Genomic DNA, 16,219 nt, shown 5'->3' with positions numbered 1-16,219 from the left:
CCGCAGGCTGCGATCTTTTGCGTTGTATTGCCGCCCCCAAAGCCTTCGGGCACACTGCCCGCCGTTCGCTTCCAACCCGGGAAATCCCTCATGCACGCCATCATGCTCAAGGCCAAGCTGCACCGCGCCGAAGTCACTCATGCGGTACTCGATTACGAAGGTTCCTGCGCCATTGATGGCGAGTGGCTGGACTTGTCCGGCATCCGTGAATACGAGCAGATCCAGATTTACAACGTCGACAATGGCGAGCGCTTCACCACCTACGCGATTCGTGGCGAAGAAGGTTCGCGGATGATTTCGGTGAACGGCGCAGCCGCGCATAAGGCCAAGGTCGGCGACCGCGTGATCATTTGCGCCTACGCCCATTACAGCGAAGCGGAACTGGTCAATTTCAAACCGCGCATGCTGTACATGGCCCCGGGCAATGAGCTGAGCCACACCAGCAACGCGATTCCGGTTCAGCTCGCCTGAGCCCTTTCGACGCGCCACTCCCCTTCCGTTGGTCGGCCCGTTCCCGGTCTTGATGTTAAAAAAGTACAGGGAACAGGTCAGAAGAAGTCAAGACAGATCGCAGCGCGAGGTTTACTGTATTCGCCCTGCGTTGAAAAATCGTGTCGACGCATTTGACCCTCGCCCAACCAGGGCGTATCGGTCTGTTCTGTGTTCAAAAGGCCGTTCAAGTAAAAAGGAAAACCGCAGCGATGGCGTACTACCGCACTCCTCATGACGTTACCGCTCTGCCTGCCTGGCAGGCGTTGAAAGATCACCGCCAAGCCATGCAGGATTTCAGCATGCGCGAGGCCTTCAACGCCGATCCGCAGCGCTTCAATCAATTCACGCTCAGCAGCTGCGGCCTGTTTCTCGATTATTCGAAGAACCTGATCAACGCCGAGACCCGCAACCTGCTGGTGGGCCTGGCCAATGAAGTCGATCTGAAAGGCGCGATCAAAGCGCTGTTCGACGGCGAAATCGTCAACGCCTCCGAAGGCCGCCCGGCGCTGCATACCGCCCTGCGCCGCCCGGTGGGCGACAAGCTGTCGGTCAATGGCGTCAACGTGATGCCGGAAGTGCACAAGGTGCTGAACCAGATCACCGATCTGGTTGGCCGCATCCACGACGGTCTGTGGCGTGGTTACACCGAGAAGCCGATCACTGACGTGGTCAACATCGGCATCGGTGGCTCGTTCCTCGGCCCTGAGCTGGTTTCCGAAGCATTGCTGTCCTATGCGCAGAAAGGCGTGCGTTGCCATTACCTGGCGAACATCGACGGCAGTGAGTTCCACGAGCTGACGCAGAAGCTGCGCGCCGAAACCACACTGTTCATCGTTTCGTCGAAATCCTTCAACACCCTCGAAACCCTGAAGAACGCTCAAGCCGCCCGCGCCTGGTATCTGGCGCAGGGTGGTTCGGAAGCCGAGCTGTATCGCCACTTCATCGCGGTATCGAGCAACAACGCGGCGGCCGTCGCGTTTGGCATCCGCGAAGAAAACATCTTCCCGATGTGGGACTGGGTCGGCGGTCGTTACTCGCTGTGGTCGGCCATCGGTCTGCCGATTGCCCTGGCCATCGGCATGTCCAACTTCAAGGAACTGCTGTCCGGTGCCTTCACCATGGACCAGCATTTCCAGAGCGCACCGTTCGAACAGAACATGCCGGTGCTGCTGGCCCTGCTCGGCGTGTGGTACGGCAACTTCTGGGGCGCGCAAAGCCACGCGATCCTGCCGTACGACCACTACCTGCGCAACATCACCAAGCACTTGCAACAGTTGGACATGGAATCCAACGGCAAGAGCGTGCGTCAGGACGGCACCTCGGTGTCGACCGATACCGGCCCGGTGATCTGGGGCGGCGTCGGCTGTAACGGTCAACACGCGTATCACCAGTTGCTGCACCAGGGCACCCAATTGATCCCGGCCGACTTCATCGTGCCGATCGTCAGCTTCAACCCGGTCTCCGATCACCATCAGTGGCTGTACGCCAACTGCCTGTCGCAGAGCCAGGCGCTGATGCTCGGCAAGACCCTGCCGGAAGCCGAGGCCGAACTGCGCGAAAAAGGCATGAGCGAAGAGCAAGTGCGCAAACTCGCACCGCACAAGGTGATTCCGGGCAACCGCCCGAGCAACACCCTTGTGGTCGAGCGCATCAGCCCGCGTCGTCTTGGCGCGCTGGTCGCCATGTACGAGCACAAAGTGTTCGTGCAGAGCGTGGTCTGGGGCATCAACGCCTTCGACCAGTGGGGCGTGGAACTGGGCAAGGAATTGGGCAAAGGCGTTTACAACCGTCTGGTCGGCAGCGATGAAACCATAGCTGACGATGCTTCCACCCAAGGCCTGATCAACTACTTCCGCGGTCGTCACCGCGGGTGAGGTGAATGGCTTGCCCACAAATCCTGTGGGCAAGCCATTTCCAATGTGGGAGCGAGCCTGCTCGCGAATTCGGTGTGTCATTCAGCATCTTTGTGGCTGATACAGCGCATTCGCGATCAGGCTCGCTCCCACAGTTGTTTCAGGGGTGACTTGAACCTCCAGGCCGCTCGGCGCATCTTTATTCCTGTCGCACAACAAGAATAAGGAACCGTCATGTTCGATATCAGCACGTTCCCCAAAGCCGATGCCGTCCGCCGGGCTGCGCAGTTGAGTCAGGACGACTACAAGCGCCTGTACCGCGAATCGATTGAACACCCCAGCGCCTTTTGGGCCGAACAGGCCACGCGCTTCCTCGACTGGAGCACACCGTGGCAGACCGTTCAGCGCTACGACCTGAAAACCGGTGAAGCATCCTGGTTTGCCGGCGGCCAACTGAACGTCAGCTACAACTGCATCGACCGCCACCTCGCACAACGCGGCGAGCAGACCGCGATTCTCTGGGAAGGCGACGACCCTGCCGAATCGGCGCAGATCACTTACAAAAAACTCCACCATCATGTCTGCCGCCTGGCCAACGTCCTGAAAAGCCGTGGCGTGAAAAAAGGCGACCGGGTGTGCATCTACATGCCGATGATCCCCGAGGCGGCCTACGCGATGCTCGCCTGCGCGCGGATCGGCGCGATTCACTCGGTGGTGTTCGGTGGCTTCTCCCCGGACTCCTTGCGCGACCGCATCCTCGATGCCGACTGCCGCACGGTGATCACCGCCGATGAAGGCGTGCGCGGCGGCAAATTCGTACCGCTCAAGCAAAACGTCGACAAGGCCCTGCACAGTTGCCCGGACGTCAGCACCGTCGTCGTGGTCGAGCGCACCCAAGGCAAGGTCGATTGGGTCGAGGGCCGTGACCTCTGGTATCACCAAGCCGTGCGTGACGTCAGCGACGACTGCCCGCCGGAGCCGATGGACGCCGAAGATCCGCTGTTCATCCTTTACACCTCCGGCAGCACCGGCAAACCCAAGGGCGTGCTGCACACCACCGGCGGCTACCTGCTGCAAGCGGCGATGACCTTCAAGTACGTGCTCGATTACCGCGAGGGCGAAGTGTTCTGGTGCACCGCCGACGTCGGCTGGGTCACCGGCCACAGCTACATAGTCTACGGCCCGCTGGCCAATGGCGCGACCACGCTGATTTTCGAAGGCGTGCCGAGCTATCCGAGCACTTCGCGCTTCTGGCAGGTGATCGACAAACACCACGTCAACATCTTCTACACCGCGCCGACTGCCCTGCGCGCGTTGATGCGCGAAGGTGCCGGACCGCTGCAGGAAACGTCGCGCCAAAGCCTCAGATTGCTCGGCAGTGTCGGTGAGCCGATCAACCCGGAGGCGTGGGAATGGTACTTCAACGTGGTCGGTGAACAGCGCTGCCCGATTGTCGATACCTGGTGGCAGACCGAAACCGGCGGCATCATGCTCAGCCCGTTGGTGAGTGCCCAGCGGATCAAACCGGGTTGCGCCACGCAGCCGATGTTCGGCGTGCAACCGGTGTTGCTCGACGAGCACGGCAAGGAAATCAAAGGCGCCGGCAGCGGCGTGCTGGCGATCAAGTCGAGTTGGCCGGCGCAGATCCGCAGCGTCTACGGCGACCCGCAACGGATGGTCGACACCTATTTCAAACCCTACCCCGGCTATTACTTCACTGGCGACGGCGCACGCCGCGACGAGGACGGCGACTACTGGATCACCGGGCGTATCGATGACGTGATCAACGTCTCCGGCCACCGCATCGGCACCGCCGAAGTGGAAAGCGCGCTGGTGCTGCACGACAGCATTGCCGAGGCCGCCGTGGTCGGTTACCCGCACGACGTCAAAGGCCAGGGCATCTACGCCTTCGTCACTCCCATGAACGGCTTCGAGCCGAGCGATGATCTGAAGAAAGAGTTGCTCGCCCACGTCAGCAAGGAGATCGGCAGCTTCGCCAAACCGGACCTGATCCAGTGGGCGCCGGCCTTACCGAAAACCCGTTCAGGCAAGATCATGCGGCGCATCTTGCGCAAGATCGCCTGCAACGAACTCGACAGCCTCGGTGACACCTCAACCCTGGCCGATCCGAGCGTGGTGCAGGGTTTGATCGACAAGCGCCTCAATCAGTAACATCCGTGGCGCGGTCACCCGGCCGCGCCCGTTCATCACCAATGAGTTGTCATGGAATTCATCCGCAGCCGTATCGAAAACCAACTCATGAGCCTGACCGGGCTGTCCCTCGGTCAACTCGATCTGGAAAACCCCAAGGGCGATCCCGGGCTGTTCGGCCCCGACTCGATCAGTTGGCAAGTGCACGGCGACTTCAGCAGCATGCTGATCGGCGGCATCAGCGCGCTGTTGCTGCAAGCCCTGCATCCGCTGGCGCTGGCCGGGGTCTGGGATCATTCGAATTTTCGTCAGGACATGCTCGGGCGTTTGCGCCGCACCAGTCAGTTTGTCTCCGGCACCACCTTCGGCTCGCGCAAGGACGCCGAATGGCTGATCGACAAAGTGCGCACCATTCACCTGCAAGTGGTCGGTACCGCGCCGGACGGCCGACCGTATGCGGCCAGCGATCCGGACCTGCTGACCTGGGTGCACGTAGCCGAGGTCAGTCACTTTCTTGCCGCGCATCTGCGTTACCGCAACCCGCAATTGTCGGGGGCGGATCAGGATCGCTACTACGCAGAAATCGCCGTGGTCGCCGAGCGCCTGGGTGCGCAGGACGTGCCGAAATCACGTCAGGCCGTGGCCGACTATCTGCAACGCCTGCGCCCGCAACTGCTCTGTGATGAGCGCAGCCGCGAAGTCCTGCGCCTGCTGCTCGACGCCCCGGCCCCAAGCGTGCTGGCCCGACCTTTTGGCGACCTGATGATGAAGGCTGGCATCGATCTGCTGCCGGACTGGGCCAGCGCCATGTTCGGCATACGGCAGAATCCGCTGCAACGCCAGCTGATCCGCGCCAGCGTCAAGCGCAGCGCGCCGATGCTGCGCTGGGCGATGCGCAATGGTTCGGTGCAGCGAGCCAAACGCCGGATGGGTTTGCTGATCTGATCTATACACAGAACCTGTGGCGAGGGAGCTTGCTCCCGCTGGGTTGCGCAGCGACTCTCGAAATGTTGCGAGCGCTTCGCACTCGAGCGGGAGCAAGCTCCCTCGCCACAGGTCTGGGCAATGGCTCAGGGCATCTGTAGCTGCACAATGCTAAACTCCCGCGCCCACATTCTCACCAGCAAGGCGCACGCATGTCTTCCTTGAATCAGGCGCTGCGCGCCGCCCTCGACCAACGCCAGGATCTGCTCGCTGAGCTGCACAGCCAGGGCACCGATTGCTATCGGCTGTTCCACGGCAGCCAAGAAGGCGCCGGCGGCCTGACGGTGGACCGCTACGGTCCGCAATTGCTGGTGCAGAGTTTTCACCAGACACTGGAACGTGACGACCTGCTGCAACTGCACGCCATGGCCAACCAGACGCTGGGGGTTGACACCCTGCTGGTCTACAACGACCGCTCCCGCGGCAACTCGCGGATTGACCGTGAAGACAATGTCTACAAAGCCAACGAGGCCGCGCTGGTGGATCTGGTCGGCCACGAATGGGGCCTGAACTATCGCGTGCGCGGGCGACATGCCGGGCAGGATCCGCTGCTGTTTCTCGACCTGCGCAACACTCGCGGCTGGGTCAAGGATCACGCCAAGGGCAAAAGTGTGCTCAACCTCTTTGCCTACACCTGTGGCGTCGGCCTGAGTGCCGCTGCCGGTGGCGCGCGCGAGGTGTGCAATCTGGATTTCGCCGAAGGCAATCTGGCGGTCGGCCGTGAGAACGGCCTGCTCAACCCGCAATTGCCCGAGATGCAATTTATCCAGTCCGATTATTTCCCGGCGATCCGTCAGTTCGCCGGGCTGCCGATCAGCCAGCGGCGCGGGCAGAAACTGCCGAGCTATCAGCGCCTCGAACAGCGCCAATACGATCTGGTGCTGCTCGATCCTCCGGCCTGGGCCAAGAGCGCGTTCGGCACCGTCGACCTGCTGCGCGACTATCAAAGCCTGCTCAAACCGGCGCTGCTGACCACCGCCGACAACGGCGTGCTGATCTGCTGCAACAACCTGGCGAAAGTCAGCATGGACGACTGGCGTGAACAGGTCCTGCGTTGTGCAGAGAAGGCCGGGCGACCGGTGCGCGAATGGAGCGTGATGACCCCGGGCGCGGACTTCCCGTCGCTGGACCAACAGCCACCGCTGAAAACCCTGATCCTGCAGCTGTAACCCCCCCTGCGGGACTGGCAACCATCCAATGTGGGAGCGAGCTTGCTCGCTCCCACAGTATCTTGGTCCTACAGAACAATCTGAACAATCCTGCAACCCAAGATGCACTTCGGAACCAGAATCGCGTGCCATACTCCAAGGCACTCCGATTCAGAGATGAAGCCGCACATGCCCAAAGGATTGATTCGCGCGATTGGCGCCTTGTTGACTGCTCTGGCCCTCTACAGCCTGCTGGGGTTTCTGATTTTGCCGGGCATCGCACTGCGTATCGCCAACCAGCAACTGGCGAACTACGCCACGGTGCCGGCGCATATCCAGCGCATCGAACTCAATCCGTTCAGCCTGGAAGTCACCCTGTGGGGCCTGGTCGTCGGTGAGCCGGGCAAGGAGCAAGTCGGCTTCGAGCGGCTGTACGCCAACCTGCAACTCGACAGTCTGTGGACCAAGGCGCTGCACCTGGCCGATATCGAGCTGGACAAGCCCAAGACTGAAATTCTCTTCGCCAAGGACGGCCAGCTCAATCTGCTGGGCCTGTTCAAGATTCCCGCCAGCGAGCCGACCCCGGCCGACCCGAATGCCAAACCGTTCCCGCTGCGCATCGACCGCATTCAGTTGGCCGGCGGCAACGTGCATTTCGAGGACGCGCGGCCGAGCGAGCCCATCGAGTTCCTTTACGACAAACTCGACTTCGAACTGAAAAACCTCAGCACCCTGCCCGAAGACAATGCCGACATGACCCTGGTGGCTGCCGGCCCGGCCGGTGGGCAGATCGACTGGAAGGGCAACTTCAGCCTGATCCCGTTCACCTCTGAAGGCACCTTGAAAGTCACCGACGGCAAGATGAAATCCTTCTGGCCTTACGTGCGTGACGCGCTGCCGCTGGTACTCGAAGACGGCGTTCTGAATCTCAGCACCGAGTACAAACTGAATCTGTCGAAAGAAACCGAACTGCTGTTGAACAACGTCGCGGTGAGCATTGCGCCATTCGCGATCAAGGCGCCGGACGGACGCCCATTGGCGAAACTTGAACGCCTCGACGTAAGCGAAACCTCGCTGGACCTGGCCAAACAGCAAGTAGTGGTCGGCAAGATCCGCAGCAACAAACTGGAAACCTGGGCCGCGCTCGAAGCCGACGGCCAGCTCGACTGGCAGAAACTGTTCGCCAGCCAGCCCTCGAAACCTGCCGCCAAGGCCGCCGCCGAACCCAAGACCACTCCGGCCGCCGCCGACTCGCCGAAAGAGCCGGCCGCGCCGAGCAAGCCCTGGCAGGTGCTGCTCAAGGATGTGCAACTGCGCAACTACACCGTGCATCTCGCCGACCGTTCGGCCAACCCGCCGGTGGCGCTGGATGTGACGCCGCTGAATATCGACCTGCAGGATTTCGACAGCCTCAACGGTTCGCCCTTCAAGGTCAGACTCGACAGCGGTCTGGGCAAACAAGGCAAGATCAACGCCGACGGCGTGGTCAACCTCGCACCGGTTAGCGCCCAGCTCAACGTGAAGACCCAGGACATCGACCTGCGTGTCGCGCAGTCCTACATCAATCCGTTCATTCGCCTGGAACTGCGCAGCGGCATGCTCGGCAGTGACCTCAAGGTCAACCTCAAGAGCACCGAGCCACTGGCACTCAGCGTTACCGGGCGCGCGCAGATCGATCAACTGCACACCCTCGACACCCTGAAAACCCGCGACTTCCTCAAATGGCAGCAAGTGGTGGTTGAAGGCATCAACTATCAACACGGTGACAGTGTGTCGATTGACAAGGTCAACCTGTTCCAGCCGTATGTGCGGTTCATGATCAACGATGACCGCACCACCAACATTGATGATTTGCTGATCCCGCAACCTGCCGATTCCGGGGCGAAAACGGCAGCGGCCAAACCCGCCAATCACTCGAAACCGCTGGGCATTCACATTGGCGGTATCGCGATCAATGACGGCTCGGCCAACTTCGCCGACTTCAGCCTGACCCCGAACTTCGCCACGGCAATTCAGCAACTCAACGGCCAGATCGGCACCATCGACAGCCGTCAGGCAAAACCGGCCAGCGTCGACGTCAAGGGCAAGGTCGACCGCTATGCGCCGGTGACCATCAAAGGTGCGGTCAATCCGTTCGACCCGATGGCCAGCCTCGATATCGCTACCAGTTTCAAACGCGTCGAACTGACCACGCTCACCCCGTATTCCGGCAAATTCGCCGGCTACCGCATCCGCAAGGGTCGGCTCAATCTCGACCTGCACTACCTGATCACCAAGGGCCAGTTGAAGGCTGAAAACAAAGTGGTGGTCGAGCAGCTGCAACTCGGCGAGAAAGTCGACAGCCCGGATGCCGTGAGCCTGCCGTTGAAACTGGCGATTGCCCTGCTCAAGGACGTCGATGGCAAGATTTCCATCGAATTGCCGGTCACCGGCGACCTCAACAACCCGCAATTCAGCGTAATGCCGATCGTCTGGCAGACCCTGCGCAATCTGATCGTCAAAGCGGCTGCCGCGCCGTTCAAGCTGATTGGCGGACTGGTCAGTGGCGGCGGCTCTGAAGACCTCGGCACCGTGTCCTTTGCCCCAGGTTCGAGCGACCTGAGCAAAGACGCCGAATCAGCGCTGGACAAACTGTCCCAGGCGCTCAAGGAACGTCCGACCCTGCGCCTGGAGATCGAAGGCACCGCCGCGCAAAGCAGCGACGGTCCGCTGCTGGCCGAACAGCGTCTGGAACGCGAATACCAGTACAACTACTACAAGATGCTCCAGCGCCGTGGCGACAAGGTGCCGGCCCAGGCTTCCCTGCTGCAAGTGCCGGAGAACGAGAAAGGCCCGTTGCTCGAAGGCATCTACCGCACGCGTCTGAAAACCCAGCCGCCGGCCGAATGGAAGGATCTGGGCAAGGAAGAACGCACGGCGAAAATGCGTGACGGCGTGATCAAGTTCTGGAGCTCCAGCGATGTCCTGCTGCGCCAGTTGGGTCAGGAACGCGCCAGCAGCATCAAGGACTATCTCGTCGACAAGGGCCAACTGGCCGATGACCGGGTGTACTTCATCGATGCCAATCTGGGCGAGGCCGAGAGCGATGGCCGGGTCGTGACGCAAATGCATCTGGACGCCGAATGATGAACCGCAAATGGCGGGTGGCTTTGACGCTGCTGCTCGCCGCCAGCCCTGCGCTGGCCTCCGACACGCTGCGCTGTGGCAGCCAACTGGTCAGTCTCGGCGACCGTGCCAGCGAAGTGCTGCAGAAATGCGGCGAACCGGTCAGCCGCGATGTCCTCGGCTACAAACGCAGCGCCAACCGGCGCGAAGAATTTCAGGTCGAGGAATGGACCTACGGCCCGAGCAACGGCATGTATCAATACCTGCGCTTTGAAGGCAGTCGCCTGCGGCAGATCAACAGCAAGCGCGGTAACTGAAAGATCAAAAGATCGCAGCCTCCGGCAGCGCCTACAGGGAAATGCATTCCACTGTAGAAGCTGCCGGAGGCTGCGATCTTTTGCTTCTACCCAATAGAACAGGCCCCGACACAAGTGCCGGGGCCCGTAATGGTCACATCCGTGTGACCGTTCGCATGAACTCTAAAGTTGCGGCAGACGTATTGCTCGGCCCGTCTGTCGCGTCTTCTCCCGGTCCAGGCGAGAAGTCATGCCTTACTCGGCTTTCAGGCCGTCAGCGGAGACCGCTTTGACGCCTTTGATTTTCTTGGTGATGTTCACAGCGGTGGTTTTCTGAGCTTCGGTGACAGCGACGTCAGAAGACAGGGAAACCACACCTTTGTTGGTTTCGACTTTGATGTCGGTACCAGGAATGCCTTTTTCGGTTACCAGGTCGCTTTTGACTTTGGTCGTGATCCAGGTATCGGAAGTAGCTTCTTTAGCCTTGGTCATTTCACCAGCAGCCAGAGTCATTGGAGCCTGAGTAGCCTGGGTGGATTGTGCGAAAGCACCGGAAGCCATGGTCAGGGTCAGCGCGGTAGCAGCAGCGGCAGTGATAGCGAACTTCTTCATACGAGTAACTCCTGTTTTTCTGGAAAGTCTGCTGGTTGTCTTGTCAGCAGGGTTACTGGGTATATTGCGAACGCTGTGCCAACTTTTCGAAAGACAATAAATCTTTATAAATCAATTAGTTACGAATTAGACAAATTTTCGGAATCATGCAATTTGCATGACGCGTGGATTATCGACATGCAAGTTGCGGTTTTTTGGAAAGTTCCTAAATGGCTGAAATTATTGAAGCTTTTTTTACTGCACTGGAAATGAAAATGCCCCGAAGATCGGGGCATTTGCCATTCAGGCCCTCGCATCAAGTGCCGCTGGCAGTGCAACCTTTTGGCGAGTAGTCAGGGTTGACGGTGGTTGCGCAGGTCCACACGCCAGAGGTGCTGCCCGTTGCAGCGCCTGAACGGGTGAGCGTGATTGTCTTACCCAATACCGGACCCGGTGCGTTCACCAGTGTGCACGTGATGGTGCCGGCACCGGTCGAGGCCGTCCCAGAGGCCGCCAGTGTGCAGTTCGACGTGGTCGCAGAAGCGCCGCCCGCCACCAGTGTCAGCGTCGGATCCGTACCTTGATTGATGGTGTCTTCAAACGGCACTTTGAGCGCGCTGATTTCTGCCAGACCCGCTGTCACTTTCGAACGGGCCTGGTATTTCGAGTATTGCGGCAGGGCGATAGTCGCCAGAATGCCGATGATCGCCACCACGATCAGCAGCTCGATCAGTGTGAAACCCTTTTGGTTGTTCATAGACAGGCTCTCCATGCATGAGTCGGAATCTCATGATCTGCAAAGGGCTCAGCACAGGCCATGCCAACCGCCTGCAGACCCCGTGCGCTGGGCATCAACGCGCGATATCGCGCTTTCCTACAACCTCTAACCGCACTATCTGACACTTTTTGTCACCTGTACCGGGCGTGTTTGGCGCTGTCACTTGACTAGGCTATAAGTCATGAACTGTCAGCATCCGGAATCCCCATGAATGACATCGCTCTGAGCGGTCTGGCCAAGCAATTGGTACAGGCCGAACTGCTTACGGAAAAAAGTGCCCAGCAGGCCTGGCAGCAGGCGCAGCGCAATCGGCTGTCGCTGGTCAGCTACCTGGTGCAGAACAAACTGGTGAAAAGCTCACAGGTCGCCGAGATCGCTTCCGAGCATTTCGGCATGGCCTTCATGGACCTCAATTGCCTGGACAAGGAAACCCAGCCCAAAGGCCTGGTCAGTGAAAAACTGGTGCGCCAGCACCACGCCCTGCCCTTGTGGCGCCGGGGCAACAAACTGTTCGTGGGCATTTCCGACCCGAGCAACCATCAGGCGATCAACGACATTCAGTTCAGCACCGGGCTGAGCACCGAAGCCATTCTGGTAGAAGACGACAAGCTCACCGAGGCCATCGAGAAATTCTTCGACACCCACGCCAGCGGCCTCGAAGAAATGGCCGACGTCGATCTCGACGGCGTGGATGTCGAGTCCGTCGACGACAGCCGCCAGGACGCCATCGGCGGACTCGACGCCGATGACGCGCCGGTCGTGCGTTTCGTGCACAAGATGCTGCTCGACGCGATCAAAAGTGGCTCGTCGGACCTGCATTTCGAACCCTACGAAAAAAACTTCCGGGTGCGGGTGCGTACCGACGGCATCCTGCGCGAGGTGGCCAAACCGCCGATCCAGTTGGCCGGCCGGATCGCCGCACGCCTGAAAGTCATGGCCAGCCTGGATATCTCGGAGCGACGCAAACCCCAGGACGGGCGGATCAAGATGCGCCTGTCGAAGACCAAGTCCATCGACTTCCGGGTCAACACCCTGCCGACCCTGTGGGGCGAAAAAGTGGTGATCCGGATTCTCGACCCGTCCAGCGCGCAGATCGGCATCGATGCATTGGGTTACGAACCGGCACAGAAAGAACTGTACATGGCCGCGCTCAAGCAGCCCCAAGGGATGATTCTGGTAACCGGGCCTACGGGTTCGGGGAAAACCGTATCGCTGTACACCGGCCTGAATATTCTCAATACCGTCGACATCAACATTTCCACCGCCGAAGACCCGGTGGAAATCAACATGGAAGGCATCAACCAGGTCAACGTCAATCCGAAACAGGGTCTGGATTTTGCCCAGGCCCTGCGTTCGTTTCTGCGGCAGGACCCGGACGTGATCATGGTCGGCGAGATCCGCGACCTGGAAACTGCCGAAATCGCGATCAAGGCCGCACAGACCGGCCACCTGGTGCTGTCCACGCTGCACACCAACAGCGCCGCCGAAACCCTGACCCGCCTGCACAACATGGGCATTCCCGGGTTCAACATCGCCACCTCGGTAAGCCTGATCATCGCCCAGCGCCTGGCGCGCAAGCTGTGCAACCACTGCAAGAAACCGATCGAAATCCCCCGCGAAACGCTGATCAAGGAAGGTTTCCCGCCGGAACAGATCGGCAATTTCACGATCTACGAGCCGGTCGGTTGCGATCACTGCAACGGCGGCTACAAGGGACGCGTGGGGATTTATGAAGTGGTGAAAAACACCTCCGAGCTGCAGCGGCTGATCATGGCCGAAGGCAACTCGCTGGAAATCGACAGCCAGATGCGTCGCGACGGCTTCGACGACCTGCGCACCTCGGGCCTGCACAAGGCCATGCAAGGCATCACCAGCCTGGAAGAAATCAACCGGGTCACCAAGGACTGAACATGGCGGTCAAGGCAGCGAAAATCAGCATCTACGCCTGGGAAGGCACGGATCGCAAAGGCAGCAAGGTCACGGGCGAGTTGAGCGGGCAGAACCCTGCGCTGATCAAGGCCCAGCTGCGCAAACAAGGCATCAACCCGGGCAAGGTGCGCAAGAAATCAACGTCCTTGCTCAGCCTCGGCAAACGCATCAAGGCCCAGGACATCGCCCTGTTCACCCGGCAGATGGCAACCATGATGAAGGCTGGCGTGCCGTTGTTGCAGTCGTTCGACATCATTGGCGAAGGCTTCGACAACCCGGCGATGCGCAAACTGGTGGACGAAGTGAAGCAAGAGGTGGCAGCCGGCAACAGCTTCGCCGCCGCCCTGCGCAAGAAGCCGCAGTATTTCGATGAGCTGTATTGCAACCTGGTGGATGCCGGCGAGCAATCCGGCGCCCTCGATACGTTGCTGGAACGGGTCGCGACCTATAAGGAAAAAAGCGAAGCACTCAAGGCCAAGATCAAGAAAGCCATGACCTATCCCGCCGCCGTGGTACTGGTGGCGATGGTGGTCACGGGGATTTTGCTGGTGAAAGTGGTGCCGCAGTTTCAGGCGGTATTTTCCGGTTTTGGCGCTGAACTGCCGGCCTTCACGCTGATGGTGATCAGCATCTCCGAGTTCATGCAGCAATGGTGGTGGGCGGTGCTCGGCGCCCTGATTGCAGCGGTGTTCGGCATCCGTCATGCGCTGAAGACATCCCAGGCATTGCGCGACCGCAAGGACACCTGGCTGCTGAAGCTGCCGCTGGTGGGCACGCTGATGTACAAATCGGCGGTGGCGCGATTCGCCCGCACCTTGTCGACCACCTTCGCCGCTGGCGTACCGCTGGTGGAGGCACTGGATTCGGTGGCCGGCGCTACCGGCAACGTGGTGTTCAAACGTGCAGTGCTGCGTATCCGCCAGGACGTCGCCACCGGCATGCAGCTGAATTTTTCCATGCGCAGCACCGGGGTGTTCCCGAACATGGCGGTACAGATGACCGCGATCGGTGAGGAGTCGGGCGCGCTGGATGACATGCTCGACAAGGTCGCCGGTTTTTATGAGGACGAAGTGGATAACATGGTCGACAACCTCACCAGCCTGATGGAACCGTTCATCATGGTGGTGCTCGGGGTCATCGTCGGCGGGTTGGTCGTGGCCATGTACCTGCCGATTTTCCAGCTCGGCTCAGCGATCTGACATGCCTATCGACCAACTCTTCAGTCTGTATCCGCTGGCCTTTGTGTGCACCGCCCTGCTGCTGGGTCTGGTGGTGGGCAGTTTCCTCAACGTGCTGGTCTGGCGTCTGCCGAAAATGCTCGAGCGTGATTGGCGCCAGCAGGCGCAGGACGTCCTCGGCCTGCCGAGCGAAACGCCACTGCCGACCTACAACCTGATGCTGCCGCATTCCCAGTGCCCGCACTGCGGCCACCGGATTCGGCCGTGGGAAAACATTCCGCTGCTCAGCTACCTGTTGCTGCGTGGACGCTGTTCGGCGTGTGCCGCCCCCATCAGCAAACGTTATCCCCTGACCGAACTGGCTTGCGGCCTGCTCTCGGCATTCGTCGCCTGGCATCTGGGTTTCGGCTGGCCGGCCGCCTTGTTGATCGTCCTCACCTGGGGTCTGTTGGCGATGAGCCTGATCGACACCGAGCATCAATTGCTGCCCGATGTGCTGGTGTTGCCGTTGTTGTGGCTGGGGTTGATCGTCAACAGCTTCGGGCTGTTCGTCTCGCTACACGCCGCGCTGTGGGGCGCGGTGGCCGGCTACATGGCGCTGTGGTCGGTGTTCTGGCTGTTCAAGCTGCTGACCGGCAAGGACGGCATCGGCCACGGCGATTTCAAGCTGCTGGCGCTGCTCGGGGCCTGGGGCGGCTGGCAGATTCTGCCGCTGACGATTCTGCTGTCGTCGCTGGTGGGGGCGATTGTCGGGGTGATTCTGCTGCGGCTGCGTGAGCAGAAAACCTCGACGCCGATGCCCTTCGGCCCGTATCTGGCAATTGCCGGCTGGATTGCCTTGCTCTGGGGTGGTCAAATAACCGACTTCTATTGGCAGTTTGTCGGTTTGAAATGAATACCCCTGTGGAAAAACCCTGGATTCTCGGCCTGACCGGCGGCATCGGCAGCGGCAAAAGCGCCGCGGCCCAGCACTTCATCGATCTCGGGATTCATGTGGTCGACGCTGATCACGCAGCGCGCTGGGTGGTCGAGCCGGGGCGTCCGGCGCTGGCGAAGATTGCCGAACACTTCGGGTCCGGCGTCCTGCAAGCCGATGGCACGCTGGACCGTGCGGCCCTGCGCAAGTTGATCTTTGAAGTGCCGGAAGAACGCCGCTGGCTCGAAGCCCTGCTGCATCCGTTGATCGCCGAGGAAATCGCTCACCATCTGGCGCTGGCAAAATCGCCTTATGCGATTCTGGTGTCACCGCTGCTGATCGAATCCGGGCAATACGCGATGACCCAGCGCATCCTGGTGATCGACGCCCCGCAACAATTGCAGATCGAACGCACCTTGCAGCGCGACCAGACCAGCGAACAGCAGGTCCAGGCGATCCTCAAGGCCCAGTCGAGCCGCGAAGACCGCCTGAGCCGTGCCGACGATGTGGTGGTCAACGACCGTGACCTCGCCTGGCTGCACAGCGAAGTCGAGCGCCTGCATCACTTTTACCTGACTTTATCCGGAGGCCAAGCATGAGCCCAAACCCAACCGTTGACTGCCCAACCTGCGGCGCCCCCGTGGAATTCACCCCAGAGAACAAATTCCGCCCGTTCTGCTCCGATCGCTGCAAGCTGATCGACCTCGGCGCCTGGGCGTCCGAAGAGCACAAGATTCCGGTCGCCCCGGATGCCGAAGACGAAATGTTCTCCGGCGATTTCGACCCGCGTCACTGATC

General features: G+C 60.4%; 14 protein-coding genes. 12 read left to right on the top strand and 2 right to left on the bottom strand.

Translation table 11 applies throughout. From position 1 onward, the window contains the following. The first annotated feature begins 90 nt into the window (after positions 1-90). The 7 genes from panD to AB1J88_RS25210 all read left to right on the top strand — a co-directional run bounded on the left by panD (position 91) and on the right by AB1J88_RS25210 (position 10,050). Complete coding sequence (panD, locus tag AB1J88_RS25240) at positions 91-471, top strand: aspartate 1-decarboxylase (protein WP_003205654.1); 381 nt, start codon at positions 91-93, stop codon at positions 469-471. Between the two features lie 230 nt (positions 472-701). Beyond that, positions 702-2,366: a glucose-6-phosphate isomerase gene (gene pgi, locus AB1J88_RS25235; RefSeq protein WP_041065390.1), complete on the top strand. Its 1,665-nt coding sequence runs from the start codon at positions 702-704 to the stop codon at positions 2,364-2,366. Positions 2,367-2,579: 213 nt separating this feature from the next. Beyond that, positions 2,580-4,517, top strand: a complete 1,938-nt coding sequence (gene acs / locus AB1J88_RS25230) for an acetate--CoA ligase (RefSeq protein ID WP_430292187.1) — start codon at positions 2,580-2,582, stop codon at positions 4,515-4,517. A gap of 51 nt (positions 4,518-4,568) precedes the next feature. Continuing rightward, positions 4,569-5,441 (top strand): oxygenase MpaB family protein, encoded by an 873-nt coding sequence (locus AB1J88_RS25225; protein WP_041065384.1) that lies wholly within the window; start codon positions 4,569-4,571, stop codon positions 5,439-5,441. 191 nt (positions 5,442-5,632) lie between these two features. Then, entirely contained in the window at positions 5,633-6,649 is a 1,017-nt protein-coding gene (locus AB1J88_RS25220) for a class I SAM-dependent rRNA methyltransferase (protein ID WP_430292186.1), read from the top strand. Between the two features lie 156 nt (positions 6,650-6,805). Then, complete coding sequence (locus tag AB1J88_RS25215) at positions 6,806-9,754, top strand: DUF748 domain-containing protein (protein WP_430292185.1); 2,949 nt, start codon at positions 6,806-6,808, stop codon at positions 9,752-9,754. Then, a complete protein-coding gene (locus AB1J88_RS25210) occupies positions 9,754-10,050 on the top strand; it encodes a DUF2845 domain-containing protein (protein WP_086792838.1) in 297 nt (98 codons plus the stop codon). The genes AB1J88_RS25215 and AB1J88_RS25210 overlap by 1 nt, the downstream gene beginning before the upstream one ends. A gap of 234 nt (positions 10,051-10,284) precedes the next feature. On the opposite strand, the gene AB1J88_RS25205 is transcribed toward AB1J88_RS25210, so the two are convergent. Beyond that, a complete protein-coding gene (locus AB1J88_RS25205; RefSeq protein ID WP_007963876.1) occupies positions 10,285-10,641 on the bottom strand; it encodes a BON domain-containing protein in 357 nt (118 codons plus the stop codon). Between the two features lie 295 nt (positions 10,642-10,936). Further along, positions 10,937-11,377 (bottom strand): pilin, encoded by a 441-nt coding sequence (locus AB1J88_RS25200; protein ID WP_041065372.1) that lies wholly within the window; start codon positions 11,375-11,377, stop codon positions 10,937-10,939. 228 nt (positions 11,378-11,605) lie between these two features. On the opposite strand from AB1J88_RS25200, the gene pilB reads away from it, so the two are divergent. From pilB to yacG, 5 genes are read left to right on the top strand one after another with little or no spacing between them, the layout of a single operon-like run. Further along, the gene (gene pilB / locus AB1J88_RS25195; protein WP_430292184.1) at positions 11,606-13,306 is read left to right on the top strand and encodes a type IV-A pilus assembly ATPase PilB; all 1,701 of its coding nucleotides are present in this window, start codon (positions 11,606-11,608) and stop codon (positions 13,304-13,306) included. Between the two features lie 2 nt (positions 13,307-13,308). Further along, the gene (locus AB1J88_RS25190; protein ID WP_430292183.1) at positions 13,309-14,526 is read left to right on the top strand and encodes a type II secretion system F family protein; all 1,218 of its coding nucleotides are present in this window, start codon (positions 13,309-13,311) and stop codon (positions 14,524-14,526) included. Between the two features lies 1 nt (position 14,527). Then, positions 14,528-15,400, top strand: a complete 873-nt coding sequence (locus AB1J88_RS25185) for a prepilin peptidase (protein WP_086792844.1) — start codon at positions 14,528-14,530, stop codon at positions 15,398-15,400. After that, positions 15,397-16,020: a dephospho-CoA kinase gene (gene coaE / locus AB1J88_RS25180; protein ID WP_430292182.1), complete on the top strand. Its 624-nt coding sequence runs from the start codon at positions 15,397-15,399 to the stop codon at positions 16,018-16,020. The genes AB1J88_RS25185 and coaE overlap by 4 nt, the downstream gene beginning before the upstream one ends. Beyond that, a complete protein-coding gene (yacG, locus tag AB1J88_RS25175) occupies positions 16,017-16,217 on the top strand; it encodes a DNA gyrase inhibitor YacG (protein WP_430292181.1) in 201 nt (66 codons plus the stop codon). Before coaE ends, yacG begins: the two co-directional genes overlap by 4 nt. Positions 16,218-16,219: the final 2 nt, after the last annotated feature.

This window comes from Pseudomonas sp. S8, from assembly GCF_050473925.1.
In the GTDB taxonomy this organism is placed as follows: domain Bacteria; phylum Pseudomonadota; class Gammaproteobacteria; order Pseudomonadales; family Pseudomonadaceae; genus Aquipseudomonas; species Aquipseudomonas parakoreensis.
Note: the sequence above shows the minus strand (reverse complement) of the source record. Positions and strands in the feature narration are given on the sequence as shown.